The 17205-nt window shown below is 35.1% G+C and carries 12 protein-coding genes; 8 read left to right on the forward strand and 4 right to left on the reverse strand.

Going from position 1 to position 17205, the window contains the following annotated elements; translation table 11 throughout:
• Positions 1 to 44 precede the first annotated feature (44 nt).
• Entirely contained in the window at positions 45 to 764 is a 720-nt protein-coding gene (locus tag RHO14_07490; GenBank protein ID WVD70196.1) for a helix-turn-helix domain-containing protein, read from the forward strand.
• A 53-nt stretch (positions 765 to 817) separates the two neighbouring features.
• Complete coding sequence (locus tag RHO14_07495) at positions 818 to 1942, forward strand: DUF1471 domain-containing protein (GenBank protein ID WVD70197.1); 1125 nt, start codon at positions 818 to 820, stop codon at positions 1940 to 1942.
• A gap of 52 nt (positions 1943 to 1994) precedes the next feature.
• Here the strand turns inward: RHO14_07495 and hrpA are convergent, their stop codons facing one another.
• The gene (hrpA, locus tag RHO14_07500; GenBank protein WVD70198.1) at positions 1995 to 5897 is read right to left on the reverse strand and encodes an ATP-dependent RNA helicase HrpA; all 3903 of its coding nucleotides are present in this window, start codon (positions 5895 to 5897) and stop codon (positions 1995 to 1997) included.
• Between the two features lie 75 nt (positions 5898 to 5972).
• Here hrpA and RHO14_07505 point away from each other — a divergent pair, with 75 nt between their 5' ends.
• The 6 genes from RHO14_07505 to RHO14_07530 all read left to right on the forward strand — a co-directional run bounded on the left by RHO14_07505 (position 5973) and on the right by RHO14_07530 (position 13879).
• Entirely contained in the window at positions 5973 to 6404 is a 432-nt protein-coding gene (locus RHO14_07505; protein WVD70199.1) for an META domain-containing protein, read from the forward strand.
• Between the two features lie 358 nt (positions 6405 to 6762).
• A complete protein-coding gene (pykF, locus tag RHO14_07510; protein ID WVD70200.1) occupies positions 6763 to 8172 on the forward strand; it encodes a pyruvate kinase PykF in 1410 nt (469 codons plus the stop codon).
• Between the two features lie 145 nt (positions 8173 to 8317).
• Positions 8318 to 10369: a polyphosphate kinase 1 gene (ppk1, locus tag RHO14_07515; GenBank protein WVD70201.1), complete on the forward strand. Its 2052-nt coding sequence runs from the start codon at positions 8318 to 8320 to the stop codon at positions 10367 to 10369.
• A gap of 21 nt (positions 10370 to 10390) precedes the next feature.
• Entirely contained in the window at positions 10391 to 11923 is a 1533-nt protein-coding gene (locus tag RHO14_07520) for an exopolyphosphatase (GenBank protein WVD70202.1), read from the forward strand.
• A 7-nt stretch (positions 11924 to 11930) separates the two neighbouring features.
• On the forward strand, positions 11931 to 12341 hold the full coding sequence (locus tag RHO14_07525) for an H-NS family nucleoid-associated regulatory protein (protein ID WVD70203.1): 411 nt from the start codon (positions 11931 to 11933) through the stop codon (positions 12339 to 12341).
• Positions 12342 to 12646: 305 nt separating this feature from the next.
• On the forward strand, positions 12647 to 13879 hold the full coding sequence (locus tag RHO14_07530) for an SGNH/GDSL hydrolase family protein (protein ID WVD70204.1): 1233 nt from the start codon (positions 12647 to 12649) through the stop codon (positions 13877 to 13879).
• A gap of 160 nt (positions 13880 to 14039) precedes the next feature.
• Here RHO14_07530 and lolE read toward each other — a convergent pair whose 3' ends face one another.
• Genes lolE through lolC form a run of 3 tightly spaced genes read right to left on the reverse strand, consistent with a single transcriptional unit; the run spans position 14040 to position 17190 of the window.
• Positions 14040 to 15278 carry a lipoprotein-releasing ABC transporter permease subunit LolE gene (gene lolE / locus RHO14_07535; protein ID WVD70205.1) on the reverse strand — a complete coding sequence of 413 codons (1239 nt, stop codon included), beginning with the start codon at positions 15276 to 15278 and terminating at the stop codon, positions 14040 to 14042.
• 6 nt (positions 15279 to 15284) lie between these two features.
• On the reverse strand, positions 15285 to 15995 hold the full coding sequence (gene lolD, locus RHO14_07540) for a lipoprotein-releasing ABC transporter ATP-binding protein LolD (protein ID WVD70206.1): 711 nt from the start codon (positions 15993 to 15995) through the stop codon (positions 15285 to 15287).
• Positions 15988 to 17190, reverse strand: a complete 1203-nt coding sequence (gene lolC / locus RHO14_07545; GenBank protein ID WVD70207.1) for a lipoprotein-releasing ABC transporter permease subunit LolC — start codon at positions 17188 to 17190, stop codon at positions 15988 to 15990. The genes lolD and lolC overlap by 8 nt, the downstream gene beginning before the upstream one ends.
• Positions 17191 to 17205: the final 15 nt, after the last annotated feature.

Here is a 17205-nt window from a genome sequence, read left to right on the forward strand (position 1 = left end):
TGGTAATCTTGTCATGCGTTATCATCAAAGTTGATTACTTCACCATGCAAGATATTTATAAACCACTGCGTTCTAAAAGTTATTCAGTGCCATGTGAACTTTGTAGTATCGGTTCAATGTGCATTCCGATGTTGTTAAGTAATACTCTTCATACTGTATTAAACCGAAAGCATGAATTTACTAAGGATCAAGTTGTTATCCATGAAGGAACACCCTTTCAAAAACTCTTTATTATTCACTCTGGTGCATTGAAAACCTATGTCACTGTGAATGGTGTCGAGCAAATAAATGGTTTTTATCTACCTGGCGATATCGTTGGATTAGATAGTATTTCGAATAATAAATACAACAACTCAATAAAAGCATTAACCAATACCCTTACATGTGAATTGGAATATGATGAAGTTAAAAAACTCATTAGTCAGAACGCTCAAGTTCGAGATATGATTTTAGACTTAATGAGTAAAGATATACTTAATTATCAAAAGCTTGTATTATCATATTCACAAAAAAATGCAGAAGAAAAACTGGCTTCGTTTATTTATTCTTTATATTCAAGGTATGCTCAGCGTGGTCACACATCACTTAATATTAAATTATCGATGAGTCGTTCTGATATTGCAAATTATTTGGGAATAACAATCGAAACGGTAAGTCGTATTTTAACTCGCATGCAAGAAACAGAAATATTGAGTGTTAAAGGTAAATATATTTCTATCAAAAATATCTCAGCTCTAGCTCGTTTAGCCGCTGAAAATATTTAATTTAGTAACAAGAAACTAGTGACGTTGTCACTGTTTATAAGGTTTATTTTTATATGAAAATGAAAAATTTAAAAAAATCGTGTTTAGCTCTATTTATATTATCGTCTGTTGTACCGTTCTCTTATGCAGCTCAAGAGCTTACGCCAGAAAAAGCGGCCTCTTTGCAGTCATTTAAGGAAATATCAATCAGAGGCTCATATTATAATGAATCTGATTATGCAAGAGCGATATCTAAAGCTGCTGATAAACAAGATGCTGCTTACTTTTATATTACCAGCGTAAATTCACACCCAAGCAATGATAGTCTTAGAATTATTTATGCAAGATTATATAAGGCTGATGCGACTGAATTAGTTAAGCCGCAAGATAATTTTAGGCAATTTGCTGGCATTTATGAATATCCAAAAGCAACCGCTATTCATTTTGAACCTTTTGACATTGTTAGATTACGTGGCTATTTTCCAACTCAAGTAGCGCTTAATAATGCGGTTGCAAAAGAGGCTTCATCAAGAGGCGCTTACGCATTTTTCATTGATCGCTTAGTTCAAGTAAATAACAGTGGTAATCAGCAAGTCACGGCGTATATCTTTAAGAAAGATGCTCCTGAGCGCAAACTTCAACCTGACAATGCGATTCCATATGATTCTGAAGCGGGTCAGCAAGCTTTAGCGCAAGGCGGCGAAGCTGCAATGCAAGTTGAACGCCCTGGTTATTACTCCTCATCTTCATTTAATGAGCAATTTTATGCTGATAAGTTTAACAATAAATCAGTAAAAGATGTTGAAACGACTACAGATACTAACTTAGCTGCAGCAGTTAAAAGCGGTGAAACTGCTCAAAACATGACAGCAAATACTGATGCGGAAAGCAAAACAGCAATAGCCGCTACTGCGCCGGCTGTTTCAGCTAAGCCGTCAATTGTGCCGCAGAAATCTTCTCGTTACACTGTAACATTACCAAATGGTACAAAGATAGAAGAACTCAATGATGCAACGGCAGCTAAAATGGTGCCATTTGATAGTATCAAATTTAGAGGCTACTATGTGACTGCGCAGGAGATCTCTTTTAATGCTGGTAAAAAAGCAGCAGAAAAAGGCGCAAAATACTACCATATTTCACGCATAGCACAAGATTCGAAAGGTCCTAACAAAACAATTTATGTTGATTTATATCGTTAAACATTAATTAATATAGTTAGTTAAATGAAAAGAGGGTCAACAGCCCTCTTTTTTATTGCTTAATTTCATCAATGAACTGATTAATTCGCTTTTCAGAAATGGGATACGGCGTTCCTAGCTGCTGAGCAAATAAATTAACCCGTAATTCTTCAATCATCCAACGTAGCTGCTTTAGTTTATGCTCAGCTATTTTATGCAGTTCACGGTTTTGCCATAATTCGATATATTGTTTGGTAACGTGCTCAACAACGATCAAATGTAAGCGATCTTTATTTGGATCGGCATAAAGTTTATCAATGCGTTTGTCGATAGCTTGTAAATACCGATAGACATCTGGTAGCTTTTGATAACTGCTATCAGCAACAAATCCCTTATAAATAAGCCTTGATAAATGCTGCTTTATATCCGCTAAAGATAGTGCCATATTTAGATCCAAGCGCCCTTTTAATTTTTTATTGATGGCATAATTTAATGTTAAGATCCGCTCAACTTGGCCTGCGATACTGACAATAACCTCGTTAATATCCCCTTTTATCTTATCTAATAATGGCGAAAAGTCGGCTTGTGAAAAGATAATGCCATGATCTTTTTCAATTAAATAGTTAATACCACAGTAAATACAATCATCAATTAAGTCGGTGATTTTACCAAAAGGGTTGAAATATAAGCCTAATTTAGCTTTGTTCGGTAGTTTGTCATGTAAATATTTAATCGGTGATGGAATATTAAGATAAATTAAACGCTTTATTCCTTGTTGCATTAATCTTGCTTGTTCATCTTCACGTTCAACAAGCTTAATTGCGACACTCTTACCTTCGTCAACTAAAGTTGGATAAGCTTTTACCATATAGTTTTGTTGTTTTTTTTCATAAACTTTAGGGAGATCGCCAAAATCCCAATTAATAAGGTTACTTTTCTCTATTTCATTATTTCTAGTCTGGGTAATTTTAGTTAATACTTGCTGAACTTCTACTTTTAATTGATCTTTAAGCGCATTAAGATCTTTACCAATCAAAATAGACTTATTATTCTCATCTAAGATATTAAAACTCATTTTTAGGTGATCAGGAACTTGATCGAGTTGCCAATCGTCTCGATTAATATTCACCCCAGTCATTTTTTTAAATTCATACTCAAGTGAGGTAAAGAGATCTTTTTTATAAAGTTCGGTGCGCTCTAAAAATGCTGTCGCATAATTAGGCGCAGGCACTAAATGACGCCGTAATGATTTAGGTAATGACTTTATTAATGCAATAACGAGTTCTTGTCGAAAGCCATTAACCTGCCACTGAAAAACACATTCATTATTAATCTGATTGAGAATTGAAAGCGGAATATTTACCGTAACACCATCACAAACGCCACCAATATCAAATTGATAAGTTAATTTTAACTTTATCTGCTCATTATAAAGCCAATAATCTGGATAATCATTTTTAGTTACTTTATCTGCATTAGGGTTTATCAGCATTGCTTTGGTTAGTAATAAACAATTGCTGTCCGTTAATTGTTGCTGTTTAAACCATGTTGCAAACTCGGTAGCACTGGTTACTGTTAGCGGTATTTTACTGTCATAAAATTCATATAATAATGCATCATCGACTAAAATATCTTGGCGCCTTGATTTATGTTCAAGTTCTAAAACTTCATCAACTAATTTATGATTTTTTAATAAGAAATCATATTTAGCATCAAAATCGCCCTCAATTAAAGCATGTTTAATGAACAGTTCTCGACTCAGTTTAGGATCAATATGGTTATAATTGACAACTCGGCAGTTCACAATTGGTAAACCAAACAACGTCACTTTTTCATTAGCTATTGTCGTGCCCTGCTTTTTAGACCAACGCGGCTCACTGTAATGTTTGTTCGATAAATGCGTTGCTAATGGCTCAATCCATTCTGGTTCAATTTTAGCAACATTACGGCCCCAAAGTTTTGCCGTTTCAACAAGTTCACTTGCAACGCACCATTTAGGTAATGTTTTAAATACTCCTGAACCTGGAAAGATAGCAAATTTAATATTTCTAGCACCAATATATTCAAATTTTTCAATTTCTTTCATACCTATATGAGACAACATACCACTTAAAATAGCGGTATGTATCGACTGATAATTGGCATCTTGACTGTTGACTGGAATATTGAGTTGTTTAATTGTTTGCCTAATTTGCGTATAAATATCTTGCCATTCTTTAATACGTAAATAATTAAGAAACTCTTTTTTACATAATTGCCTAAATTGGTTATTCGTTAATAAGTCTTGCTGCTCATGAATATATTTCCACAAATTAACATAGCTAATAAAGTCTGAATTTTTATCAAGAAATCGTCGATGCTTTTCATCAGATGCTTGCTGTTTATCTAGTGGCCGTTCTCTTGGCTCTTGAATTGAAAGCGCCGCGGAGATAATCATAATTTCTTTAACACTCGCCGTTTTTCTTGCCTCAACGACCATTCGAGCAAGCCGAGGGTCAATTGGAAGCTGCGATAAGATTTGGCCTGTTCGAGTTAAGTGATAGCGACCTTTTTTATGATATATAGCGCCCAGCTCTTCAAGTAAACGGATCCCATCTTTAATATGTTTTTGCTCTGGTGGCTCTAAAAAAGGGAAAGCGGCAATATTACCTAAATCTAACGCGGTCATTTGTAAAATAACTGAAGCTAAATTAGTTCTTAAAATTTCAGGCTCGGTAAATTCAGGTCGACTGATAAAATCTTGCTCATCATATAGGCGAATACAGATCCCATTTGATGTTCGCCCGCAGCGCCCTTTACGTTGATTTGCCGATGCTTGAGATATCGCTTCAATGGGTAAGCGCTGCACCTTCGTTCGATAGCTATAGCGACTAATTCGTGCCATGCCAGGATCAATAACATACTTAATTCCAGGAACGGTTAATGACGTTTCAGCAACATTGGTTGCTAAAATAATTCTTCGGCCACTATGAGATTGGAAAATACGGTTTTGTTCTGTAGCAGATAATCTTGCATATAAAGGAACTACTTCAGTGTGGTGTAAATCGAGCTTATTAAGTGTATCTGCAAGATCTCGAATTTCTCGTTCACCAGTTAAGAAAATAAGAATATCGCCACGATTATCTTCAAATGAAAGCTCATCAATTGCATTGATAATGCCTTGAAAATCATCATCCTCATTATTTTCATCGTCATGACTAGGGCGATAGCGCACATCGACAGGAAATGTCCGCCCTGACACTTCAATAATCGGCGCATTGTTAAAATGATGAGAAAACCTTTCAACATCGATGGTTGCAGAGGTGATAATAACCTTTAAATCAGGCCGTTTAGGTAACAGTTGCCTTAAATAACCCAAAATAAAATCAATATTTAAACTTCGCTCATGGGCTTCATCGATAATAATCGTATCATATTGGCTTAACAGCCGATCTTGTTGTATTTCAGCTAATAAAATACCATCAGTCATTAATTTTACGAGCGTATTATCTTGTACCTGATCATTAAATCGAACCTTGTAACCGACAAGGCCACCAAGTTCGCAGTTAAGTTCTTGTGCAATGCGGCTTGCAACCGAGCGGGCAGCAAGGCGTCTTGGCTGAGTATGACCGATATAGCCTTTTACACCAAGGCCTAATTCTAGGCAAATTTTGGGGATCTGCGTTGTTTTACCTGATCCCGTTTCACCCGCAATAATCACGACTTGATTTGCTTTTATCACATCATAGATCTGCTGCCTTTTGGTAATAACCGGTAATGAATCAGGGTAATCAATCTCTTTTGGTAATTGCTGCAGGCGTAATTGATAATGATTTTGCGCGGTTTCAATCTTACTTTGCACTAAAGCAAGGCTTTGCGATGTAAGATTTTGCTGCTTAATCATTTGTTGTAACTCTTTTTGCAGCTTATATTTATCATGCAAGCAAACTGTATTTAGCTGATCAAAAAGTCTCTGTATGGGTTTATTATATGGCATAAATTCTTAGTAACTTATCGAGTTAATTGTTACTATTATAGCAAATTTTACGGCTTAATTAGGAAAGAAATTATCATGAAATGTATTTGTTACGTTCTAACGCTATTAATTAGCGTTATCACATTATCGGCATGTGATAATAAACAATCAGTTACTGAGCAAGATTTGCGGCACCATCGCTTTGTGGCGATAAAATTAAATAATGAGACAATTAATAGCAATAGCCAAAACTTTATTGAATTTGGTGAAAACTTCACCATTAACGGCAAGATGTGTAACGCCTTTTCAGGGCAAGCGGCGCTTACTAACGATACGATCAATGTTGCTCATTTAATCTCGACTGAAATGTTATGCAGTGATGAACAACAAAATCAACTCGATTTTGTCATCAACCAGCTATTACAACATGGTGCGACCGTTATTTTAAATAAAACCGCTGACAAGCAGAGCTTAACGCTTAAAAATAACGAGAATGAAATAGTTTTTAAACTTCATGATCTTATGTAAAATTTAGCCTAGATAACATGATGATATTAATCGTATTTTTAATATAACAACTAGCCTTAAATTAAGTACCAATAAAGGGGATTAATCTTAATATTTTGCTTTTATTGACACAAAAATCTTTATTAAAAAAAATGTTAATATATAATGTAGCTAATTATTTAAAACTTTTACGGGCTAATTTTAGTGGGAACAACGTCAATGAAAAACATAGGTTATTTTATCGATATTGTATTTACTCTTGAGACTAGCCAAGTCGTATCCAAATTATAACTACACCAATGCTTGTCATTGGTTTTTTTATGCTTATTTCTTATAAATTTAACTTTCAATATTAACTTAACAGCAGATATATATCATTATGAAAAAGACTAAAATTGTATGTACAATCGGACCTAAATCAGAGTCCAAAGAAATGTTAACTAAATTATTAAATGCTGGCATGAATGTTATGCGTTTAAACTTCTCTCATGGCGATTATGAAGAACATGGCGGACGTATTAAAAACCTTCGTGAAGTGATGCAAGAAACAGGCCTAAAAGCAGCCGTTATGCTTGATACTAAAGGACCTGAAATTCGCACCATTAAACTTGAAGGCGGCCATGATGTTTCTCTTGTTGCAGGTCAACAATTTACCTTCACAACTGACAAATCAGTTGTCGGTAATAATGAGCGCGTTGCGGTAACTTATACTGGATTTGCAAGCGATCTTAAAGCAGGTGATCGAGTTTTAGTTGATGACGGCTTAATTGCGATGGACGTGAAAGAAGTTAAAGGTAACGACGTTATTTGTACCGTATTAAATAACGGCGACTTAGGCGAAAACAAAGGTGTTAACTTACCTGGCGTATCAATCCAATTACCCGCTCTTGCTGAAAAAGATAAACAAGACCTTATCTTTGGTTGTGAGCAAGGTGTTGACTTTATTGCTGCATCGTTTATTCGTAAGCGCTCTGATGTTGAAGATATCCGCGCTCACTTAAAAACTCATGGTGGGGAAAATATCAAAATTATTTCTAAAATTGAAAACCAAGAAGGTTTAGATAATTTTGATGAAATTTTAGAAGCATCAGATGGTATCATGGTTGCTCGTGGTGATTTAGGCGTTGAAATTCCTGTTGAAGAAGTTATCTTCGCTCAAAAAATGATGATTAAAAAATGTGTTAAAGCATCTAAACCAGTTATTACGGCAACACAAATGCTTGACTCAATGATCAAAAACCCACGCCCTACTCGCGCTGAAGCTGGTGACGTTGCCAATGCAATTTTAGATGGCACTGATGCAGTTATGCTTTCAGGTGAAAGTGCTAAAGGTAAATATCCATTAGAAACCGTTAATGTGATGGCGACAATCTGTAAACGCACCGATAAAATCATTCCTGCGTCTTTAGATTTACTACCATTAGAAAAATTACGAATTACAGCAGCTGTCTGCTGTGGTGCAGTTGAAATTGCCGAAAGATTAAATGCGCCATTAATCATTGTTGCAACTCGTAGTGGTAAATCAGCACGAGAAGTGAGACATTACTTCCCGACTGCAAATATTTTAGCGCTATCTTCAAACCAAAAAACCATCAACCAGTTAATTTTAACTAAAGGTGTTGAGCCAGTGTTAATTGACTCAATTAATTCAACTGATGATTTTTACCGTTTAGGTAAAGAAATGGCCGTTAAACTTGGTTACGCTAAATCTGGTGACATCGTTGTTATGGTATCTGGAGCATTAGTTCCAAGTGGCACAACTAATACGACATCAGTACATCGTATTTAATTTACGACATAATGAAAAAAGCTGGCTTTTGCCAGCTTTTTTTATATGATTATAAGACGATAACATAACTAAAATATCCACATCTAATTAAATTAAGTATATAATTGATAATAGTATTTTTAGAGCAGGTCAAATAAAACATCGTATGAATAATGACAACTTATATTTTCAAAAAGAGCTTAGTTGGCTTGCATTTAATGAAAGAGTACTGCAAGAAGCTGCTGATAAAAGTAATCCCCTCATTGAACGTGTGCGTTTTTTAGGTATTTACTCCAATAATCTTGATGAGTTTTATAAGGTTCAATTTGCTAACTTAAAAAAAGATGTCCTTATTGAGCAAGAGCAAGGTAATGCGTCTAATGCAAAACATATTTTACGTCAAGTTCATCTAAAAGTTGTTCAGACAGAGTTAAAATTTGACATGCTTTACAATGAGTTATTATTAGAAATGGCTCGTAATCAAATATTCTTAATTAATGAAAGGCAGCTAACATCAATCCAAGAAGATTGGATCAAAAGATTTTATAAACAAAATCTAAAACGCTATATCACCCCTATTTTACTTGATAGCCATACTGATTTGATCCAAATTCTAAAAGATGATCATTCCTATTTAGCCGTTGAAATCATCAATAATACTGAAATTCAATATGCACTTTTAGAGTTACCGACAGAAAAAGTCTCACGCTTTGTTTTGTTACCCTCAGATACCGTATCAAAAAATAAATCAATTATTTTCCTTGATAATATTTTGCGTTATTGCTTATCGGATATATTTAAAATATTTTTTGATGCAACAGAGTTCAATGCGTATTCAATTAAAATTAATCGAGACGCTGAATACGAACTAAATAGTGAATTAGACAGTTTACTTGAACTTATGTCACAAGGGTTAAAACAGCGCCTTACTGCGCAGCCCGTTCGATTTATGTATCAAAAAAACATGCCCAAAGCGCTAATTGATCTTTTGCTTGCAAAGCTAAAACTGACCGAAAATGATGCCATGCCAGGTGGACGTTACCCTAACTTCAAAGATTTGATTGAGTTTCCAAATATCGGTTTTAAAAACCTATTAAATAAAGTATTACCAAACTTAACTTATAATCGATTCAAACAGTTTAGAAACGCATTTGATGCAATAAAAGATCGGGATATTTTACTTTATTATCCTTACTACTCGTTTAGTCATGTACTTGAAATAATGCGTCAAGCATCTTTTGATCCAAGTGTGACGCATATTCGAATTAATATTTATCGTGTAGCTAAAGACTCACGTTTTGTTCAAGCGGCGATTAATGCCGCTAATAACGGTAAAAAAGTGACGGTAGTGGTTGAGTTACAAGCGCGCTTTGATGAAGAGATCAATATTCGTTGGGCTAAAAAACTAATTAGTTCAGGCGTTAAAGTTATCTATTCACTGCCAAAATTAAAAATTCATGCCAAACTGTTCCTTATTGAGCGAAAAGAACAAGATCGTATCGTTCGTTATGCTCATATAGGTTCTGGTAATTTTAATGAAAAAACAGCTAAAATTTATACTGACTTTTCGTTATTAACCGCAGATCCGCTAATTACTGATGAAGTAAAAAAAGTATTTAACTTTATTGAAAATCCATTTAAACCCGTGTCATTTAACTGTTTACTGGTTTCTCCGCAAAATACTCGTACAAGATTAATCGAATTAATACAGCGGGAAATAGATCATGCAAAAGCAGGTCAAGCCTCTGGCATTTACTTAAAACTTAACGCAATAACCGATAAAGAATTAATTAGTAAGCTCTATGAAGCATCATCTGCAGGCGTTAAAATTAGGATGATTGTTAGAGGTATGTGTGGATTGATTCCACAAGTGGCTAATTTAAGTGAAAATATTACAGTTACCAGTATTGTTGACCGCTTTTTAGAACATGCTCGAGTCTATATTTTTGAAAATAATGGCGCAAAAGATACCTATATTTCATCTGCAGATTGGATGCCTCGAAATATTGATTACCGCGTTGAAGTCGGCGTTAAAATTTTAGACCCAAGGTTACAAAAGATCATTCAAGATATTTTCATGATCCAAGTTAATGATAACGTAAAAGCAAGAATAATCGATAAAGATCTGCAAAACAACTATATTCAGCGGGGTAATAAGAAAAAAGTTAGAGCCCAAAGTGCAATATACGAATATCTAAATCAATTAGAAAATCAATAAACGATAAAGGATCACAAATCAGTGCACTCTAAAAATAATAATTTTAATGAATATGCCGTTATTGATTTAGGCTCAAATAGCTTTTATATGCTGGTGGTTAAAAAGATCAATGATTCCTTAAAAGTAATTTATAAAAATAAAAAAAACATCCATCTAGCAACTGGCTTAGATAATGAATATCAACTTAGCAAAAGTAGCATTAAACGAGGAATTAGCTGCCTAGAGCTATTTGCAGAGCGTTTGAAAGATTTTCCTGTTAGTCATGTTAAAGTCGTTGGTACTTATACGCTGCGAGTTGCAAAAAACAGACATGAATTTTTAAGGGCAGCAGCAAAAGTATTCCCCTATCCCATTGAAGTTGTTTCTGGTCAAGAAGAAGCCCGTCTTATCTACATCGGTGCCATAAATAATGAATTCGTCGCTAAATCTGATGTTAAATTTATCATCGATGTTGGCGGTGGGTCGACCGAAATTGCAATTGGCATAAATTCAACGCCAATATTAGTTGAAAGCAGGCCTATGGGCTGTGTTACTTATGCAAAGCAGTTTTTCCCTTTGCAAGCAATCGATCGCCAATCATTTGAGCGAGCGAGGTTTGCAGCCGAGCAGCAAGTTGAAAAAATAATTAAATTAGTCAAAAGTAAAAATATTTCTGTGGCATTTGGATCTTCAGGCACGATCAAAAGTATCTACAACATCTTACTTGATATTGGGGTAACCGATGGCATTATTACGCCAAAACGTTTGGATGATCTTGTTTCATACGTCCTTGAGTTTAAGCATTTTAAAGATATTGATTACCCATCATTAACCAAAGAACGTAAACATGTTTTTGTTAGTGGACTTGCCATTTTTTATGGTGTTTTTAAAGCCTTTGGTATCCAAGAACTTCATTATACGCAAAGCGCTTTACGTGAAGGGTTATTATATGAAATGGTTGGCGATCATAAAATCCACCAAGATATTTGTCAGCAAACAATCAAAAATCTCATTAAACAATATAATGTTGATGAGGCCCATGCAAATCAAGTTGCGATAACCGCCCAGCATTTTTTTAAGCAATGGCAACATTTTTCACCAGTTATCATTGATAAAATTTTAGAATCGATCTTATATTGGTCGGCCTTACTGCATGAAATTGGCTTGAGTATTAATTTTTCAGGGATCCAAAAACACTCTGCTTATATTATTCGCAATAGCAATATGCCAGGTTTTAATGAGGAACAACAATTTTTATTATCAATACTGGTTAAATATCACCGCAAAGGCTTTAAATTAGATACCTTGCCTTATTTTAGTTTATTTGAAAACAAACAAATTTATCCGTTATTACAAATTCTACGATTGGCTGTTTTAGTCAATAACCAACGCTCAAATACCTTAGATCCAAATGCATTTAAGCTCACGGTTTTAGATGATGATCCATACAAAATAGCACTAACAATTGATAAAGCATTTGCTAAATCCAATCGATTGATTCGTTTAGATTTAGAACAAGAACAGCAATATTGGCAACAAAATAAACCTTGGCAGTTAGAGCTCAAGATAGGCTGACATGATTATGGCAAAAAAGATTTTTTTATCTAACAATATTCGAAGTATTAAGGCTCAAACCAGAAATATTCCGCTTGAACAGCTCTATTTGATTCAAACCAAATTGAAACAAATCATCAATGAGCGCCAGCAAGAAGATGATGAAGCTAAACAAAATCTAATTGAACATAACAAAAAAATCGATGCCTACTTACAGCAAATTAAAAATGATGGTGTTGCTGTCACTGAATTATTAAAAAAAGCCAATCTACCGGCATTTAAAAAACGTCGAAAAATGCGCCCTCCTCGGCCCCCTAAATATAAATATATTGATAATGAAGGTAATTTACGTACTTGGACTGGCCAAGGTCGAATGCCAAAACCAATACAGCTTGCCTTAAATTCGCAAACTAAATCATTAAGCGATTTTTTGATTTAATATTTTACTGTCGCAATTAACCTAACTTAATCAAATGTTATCATCATTTGTCACGTTAAATACGCGTATTTAACTATCTTGCCCGATGAATAACTTTAAAAACTATAGCTTATTTTTAGACGTAACCACTTATTATTAATAATGTGACCAAGTTCTAATAATCACATAAAAGTATATTAACTATTTCACTATCACCCCGTAGAATTAAGCCCAATATATAGTAAGCGCCCTATTTTATACCTAATTTATCTTATATTAACACTTGTCTTAACTTCATAATCGCTGTTATTTTAAGGAAATATTCAATGCGCACTTCAACTAAAAAAAACTTTTTAAAACAAATAATTCCATTCGTTTTTACAGTTAGTATCCCTCTTAGCGAGGCGGCTCAAAGTCATTGGATTGGTTCATGGGGAGCAAGTCCGGTTTTCCCTGTTGGCCAAGATATGAATCAAAATACCATTAGGCAATTTGTAACACTTAGCCAAGGCGGCGAAAAAATTCAGTTACGTTTCTCAAATGAAACCGGCACCCAGCCTTTAATGATAGGTGCTGTAACGATAGCTCGGCCAGGAGCAAAGCCCGGCAGCATTGATAGTAAGAGCTTAAAACAAGTATTATTTGGCGGTCAAAAAAATATCATCATACCGCCCGGCGCGCCGGCACTTTCAGATCCTATTGATTTCAACGTTAATGCATTAGATGATGTGGCAATTAGTCTTTATTTACCACAAAGAACCGGATTAAGTATTGTTCATCCCAATGGTGAGCAAACGGCTTGGATTGACTCAAATGGCAACACCACGGCTAATGAAGAATTATCGCAAACAGCCACAACTTCAACGATGAGGTTTTACCTTTCTCGAGTTGAAGTTGCAACCGATCAACAAAATGGGGGAACAATTGTTACGTTAGGTGATTCGATCACGGATGGGTATTCCTCTGGGGTTGATATGAATCAACGCTGGCCTGATGTATTAGCAAAAAGGCTTAAGCAGGCTAATATTAATAATATTGGCATTGTCAATGCGGGGATTAGCGGCAATCGGATCTTAAATGATCTACCCTCTGGGCAAAATGGGCCAAGTTCGCTTTCCCGCTTAGATAGAGATGTACTATCAGTACCAAATGTTCGCTGGCTAGTTATTATGCAAGGCATTAATGATATCGGGCATTCTAATTTTGATGGATTAACAAAACAAGAAGTCAGCGCAGACGAAATTATCAATGGCTGGAAACAGTTAATATCTCGAGCTAAAAATCAGGGAATAAAAACCTATTGTGCAACATTAACGCCATTTAAAGGGGAATTTTTAAATTTTTATAGTGAAAAAGGTGAAGAAAAACGGCAAGCGATTAATACATGGATAAGAACGAGCAATACCTGCGATGCGGTCATTGATTTTGATGCTGTCATTCGTGATGATAAAAAGCCCCAATATATTAAAGCTGAATTTGATGTTGGAGATGGGCTACATCCCAATGCGAACGGATTAAAAGCAATGGCTGAATCGATAGATATTAATCTTTTTAACTAATGCGATTTTTAGGCGATATTTGAATATGATTTGTTAGCTTTCGTGCAGTAAACTTACCATTTCAAGCCAAATTAGTATTGGCTTTAAGTATCAAATAAGCTAAGTCAAGGCTCATATTATAAAGTTAATTAGGCGCTGTAAATGCGCCTGATTAATTATATTAAAAACCATTTAAAATTTTGACTGGATCGACTTTACAGGCGCGGCGAGCAGGATAGTAACTCGCAACTAAAGTTAATATCATTGCGGTACAAAATACAATAATAATGTCCGTTAAATGTATTTCAGAAGGTAAAAAATCGATAAAGTAAATATGGCTATTTAATAATTGATGACCCATTAAAGATTCAATAACCTTAATGATATTAGACAGTTGTGAGGAAATAACAATCCCCAGTAACACACCAATCATGCTGCCAACAAATCCCGATATCACACCATAAAAAATAAAGGTTTTACTAATAAGTTGATTTGTTGCCCCTAATGTTTTGAGAATGGCAATATCACGCTGTTTATCTTTAACGGCAATAACTAGCGTTGAGACAATGCTAAAGCATGCAACGCCAATCACAACTATCATTGCAAGATACATAATCTGCCTTATCATTTGGATATCATGATACATATAGCCATAATTTTGTTCCCAGCTAGTGACATAAAGTGGCGTGGTTATATCTATCGCAATATTATGAATAATGTAATTGGCCTTATAGATATTATCAACATTAACTTTAATTCCAGTTACGTTGTCACCGATATTTAAATATTGCTGCGCATCCGTTAGTGGAATAAAGGCAACACCATTACCTAACGTGCCGCTGAAATCCATAATTCCGGCAATTAATAAACGAATTCTTTTAGGCTGCTTTAATTGCCCTGACACATCATCATTAACTGGAATCAGTAGGGTTACCCAATCCCCTTCTTTAGCACCTAATGAGTTTGCAAGGCCAATACCAATAATAATTTGTTTATTATTGTCCTTAAATGATTGCCATTTATTATTTAAAATATATTTAGGTAAAATGCTCATTTTCGTCTCTTGCAAAAGGCTAATACCTTGTACTTGAACGGCTTTAATTTTACTCGCATTTTCAATTAAACCCGTAAAACTAACAAACGGTGCCGATGAGACGATATGCGGATCACGCTGAATTTGATTTTGTAATGCACGCCAGTTTGATAATGTTCCACTTGGTGAGTAAAGCTCGCCATGAGGAATAACCGATAATACTCGGTTTTTTAATTCTTTCTCAAAACCATTCATCGCACTTAAACCAATAATGAGTGCGGCAATGCCGATAGCAATACTTAACGTTGATAAAATAGAAATCAAAGACAACATGCCACTTTGCCTTCGTCCTTGTCTAAATTTTCGTGCTAGAAAAAGTGATAACATAGCGTTTTAATCACCTGTAAGTAAAGTTAATGCCCCTTGGGACATTGAGTATTGCTGATCCATTTTTTTTGCTAACGCTAGATCATGTGTAACAACTAAAAATGCGGTGCCGTGCTGTTGATTTAAATCAATCAATAACTCAAATATTGTCTCAGCAGTAGATTGGTCTAAATTCCCCGTTGGCTCATCTGCCATCACAATTGAAGGACGATTAATTAATGCTCGGCCTATTGCAATGCGCTGGCGTTCACCGCCTGACAACTCAGAGGGGCGGTGTTTAGCTCGATGTGATAAGTTTACCGATTTAAGCATCTCAAATGCCCTTTGCTCGGCTTCTTTGCTTTTTACTCCAGCTATCAATAGTGGCATCGCAATATTTTCAAGTGCCGAGAAATCAGCTAATAAATGATGAAATTGATAAACAAAGCCAATCTCTTTATTACGTAGTGCGGCTTTTTGCACTTCAGATAAACGATTTAATGCTTGTGATTTAAATATAACTTCACCTGATGTCGGTTTATCAAGTCCACCAAGTATATGTAAGAGTGTGCTTTTTCCTGATCCAGAGCTACCAATAATTGATGTCATCGACTTTGGATTAATTGAAAAGCTGACATCTTTTAACACTTCAATTATCGCTTTACCATCTTGATAGCTTTTTGATAAATTTGTTGTTGAAATAAGCGCTTTAGTGTCAATTTCAGTATAATTATTCATAACGTAATGCCTGTGCAGGTTGAGTATTTGCTGCTCGATAAGCAGGGTAAAGCGTTGATATAATCGATAACATTAGTAAGGCAATAAATACCGTTATAACTTGGCTTGTATCAACAACTGATGGTAAACGAATACCCGAAAAAGTTAAGCCTAGTGTCGACATAATCTCACTCAAATTATAACTAATTAATAATCCGATGAGGCAGCCAAGTAACGTACCGATAATACCTGAGCTGGCACCTTGTATAATAAAAATCATCATAACGCCCTTACGAGTCAAGCCTTGAGTTTTTAAAATTGCGATTTCATTTTGTTTTTCCATAACTAGCAAACTTAATGACGTGATGATATTAAATGCAGCAACAATAACAATTAAGCTAATTAAGAGTCCCATCACATTTTTTTCCATTTTAATGGCCTGAAATAGCTCACCACGTTTTTCACGCCAATCATCAAAATGAAGCCCATCAGGCAGTTTCGTTTTCACGATTGAATCAATGTTTAATGGATTATTAAGGTATAAACGCCAACTCGTTATGGTGTTTTGTGGGTAGCGCATTAATTTGGCCGCATCATCAATATTGAGATAAATAATCGATTGTTCTATATCTCGATTAGTCGAGAACAGCCCTGAAATAGTAAAAATACGCTGACTTGGGATTTTACCAACTGGTGTAATTTGACTAACCTCTGGCACCATTAAGCGAATCGTATCGCCAATATCAACGTTTAATAAATCAGCTAAATTACGACCGAGGATAATATTATATTTACCTGATTGTAACGAGCTATAATCGCCGCCATAAACACGACTTGAGATCGGATCGCACTCGTTAGGATCAATGCCAATCATCGTACTAATTGTTATATTTTTAGCACTTTGTAAAATCACATCTGCCGTGACTAACGGCACGACGTTATCAACTTGCGCAATCGTTGGTATTACCGTTAGCGGGTATTGTGAGGTTAATAATCGATTATTATCCGAAGTTATTTGTGCTTGAGGAAGGTATTGTAAGATGTTTTTTTGCATCTCATTTTCAAAACCATTCATAACCGACATGATAACAATTAGCCCAATAGAACCCAGCATAATCCCAATCATAGATAGCCATGATACAAAGCGACCAAAACTATCTGATTTTCGGCTATAGGCATAACGAAAACCAATAAAAATAGGCAAAGGATGAAACATGTTTAATTCTCTTTA

This window comes from Orbaceae bacterium lpD04 (assembly GCA_036251935.1).
In the GTDB taxonomy this organism is placed as follows: domain Bacteria; phylum Pseudomonadota; class Gammaproteobacteria; order Enterobacterales; family Orbaceae; genus Orbus; species Orbus wheelerorum.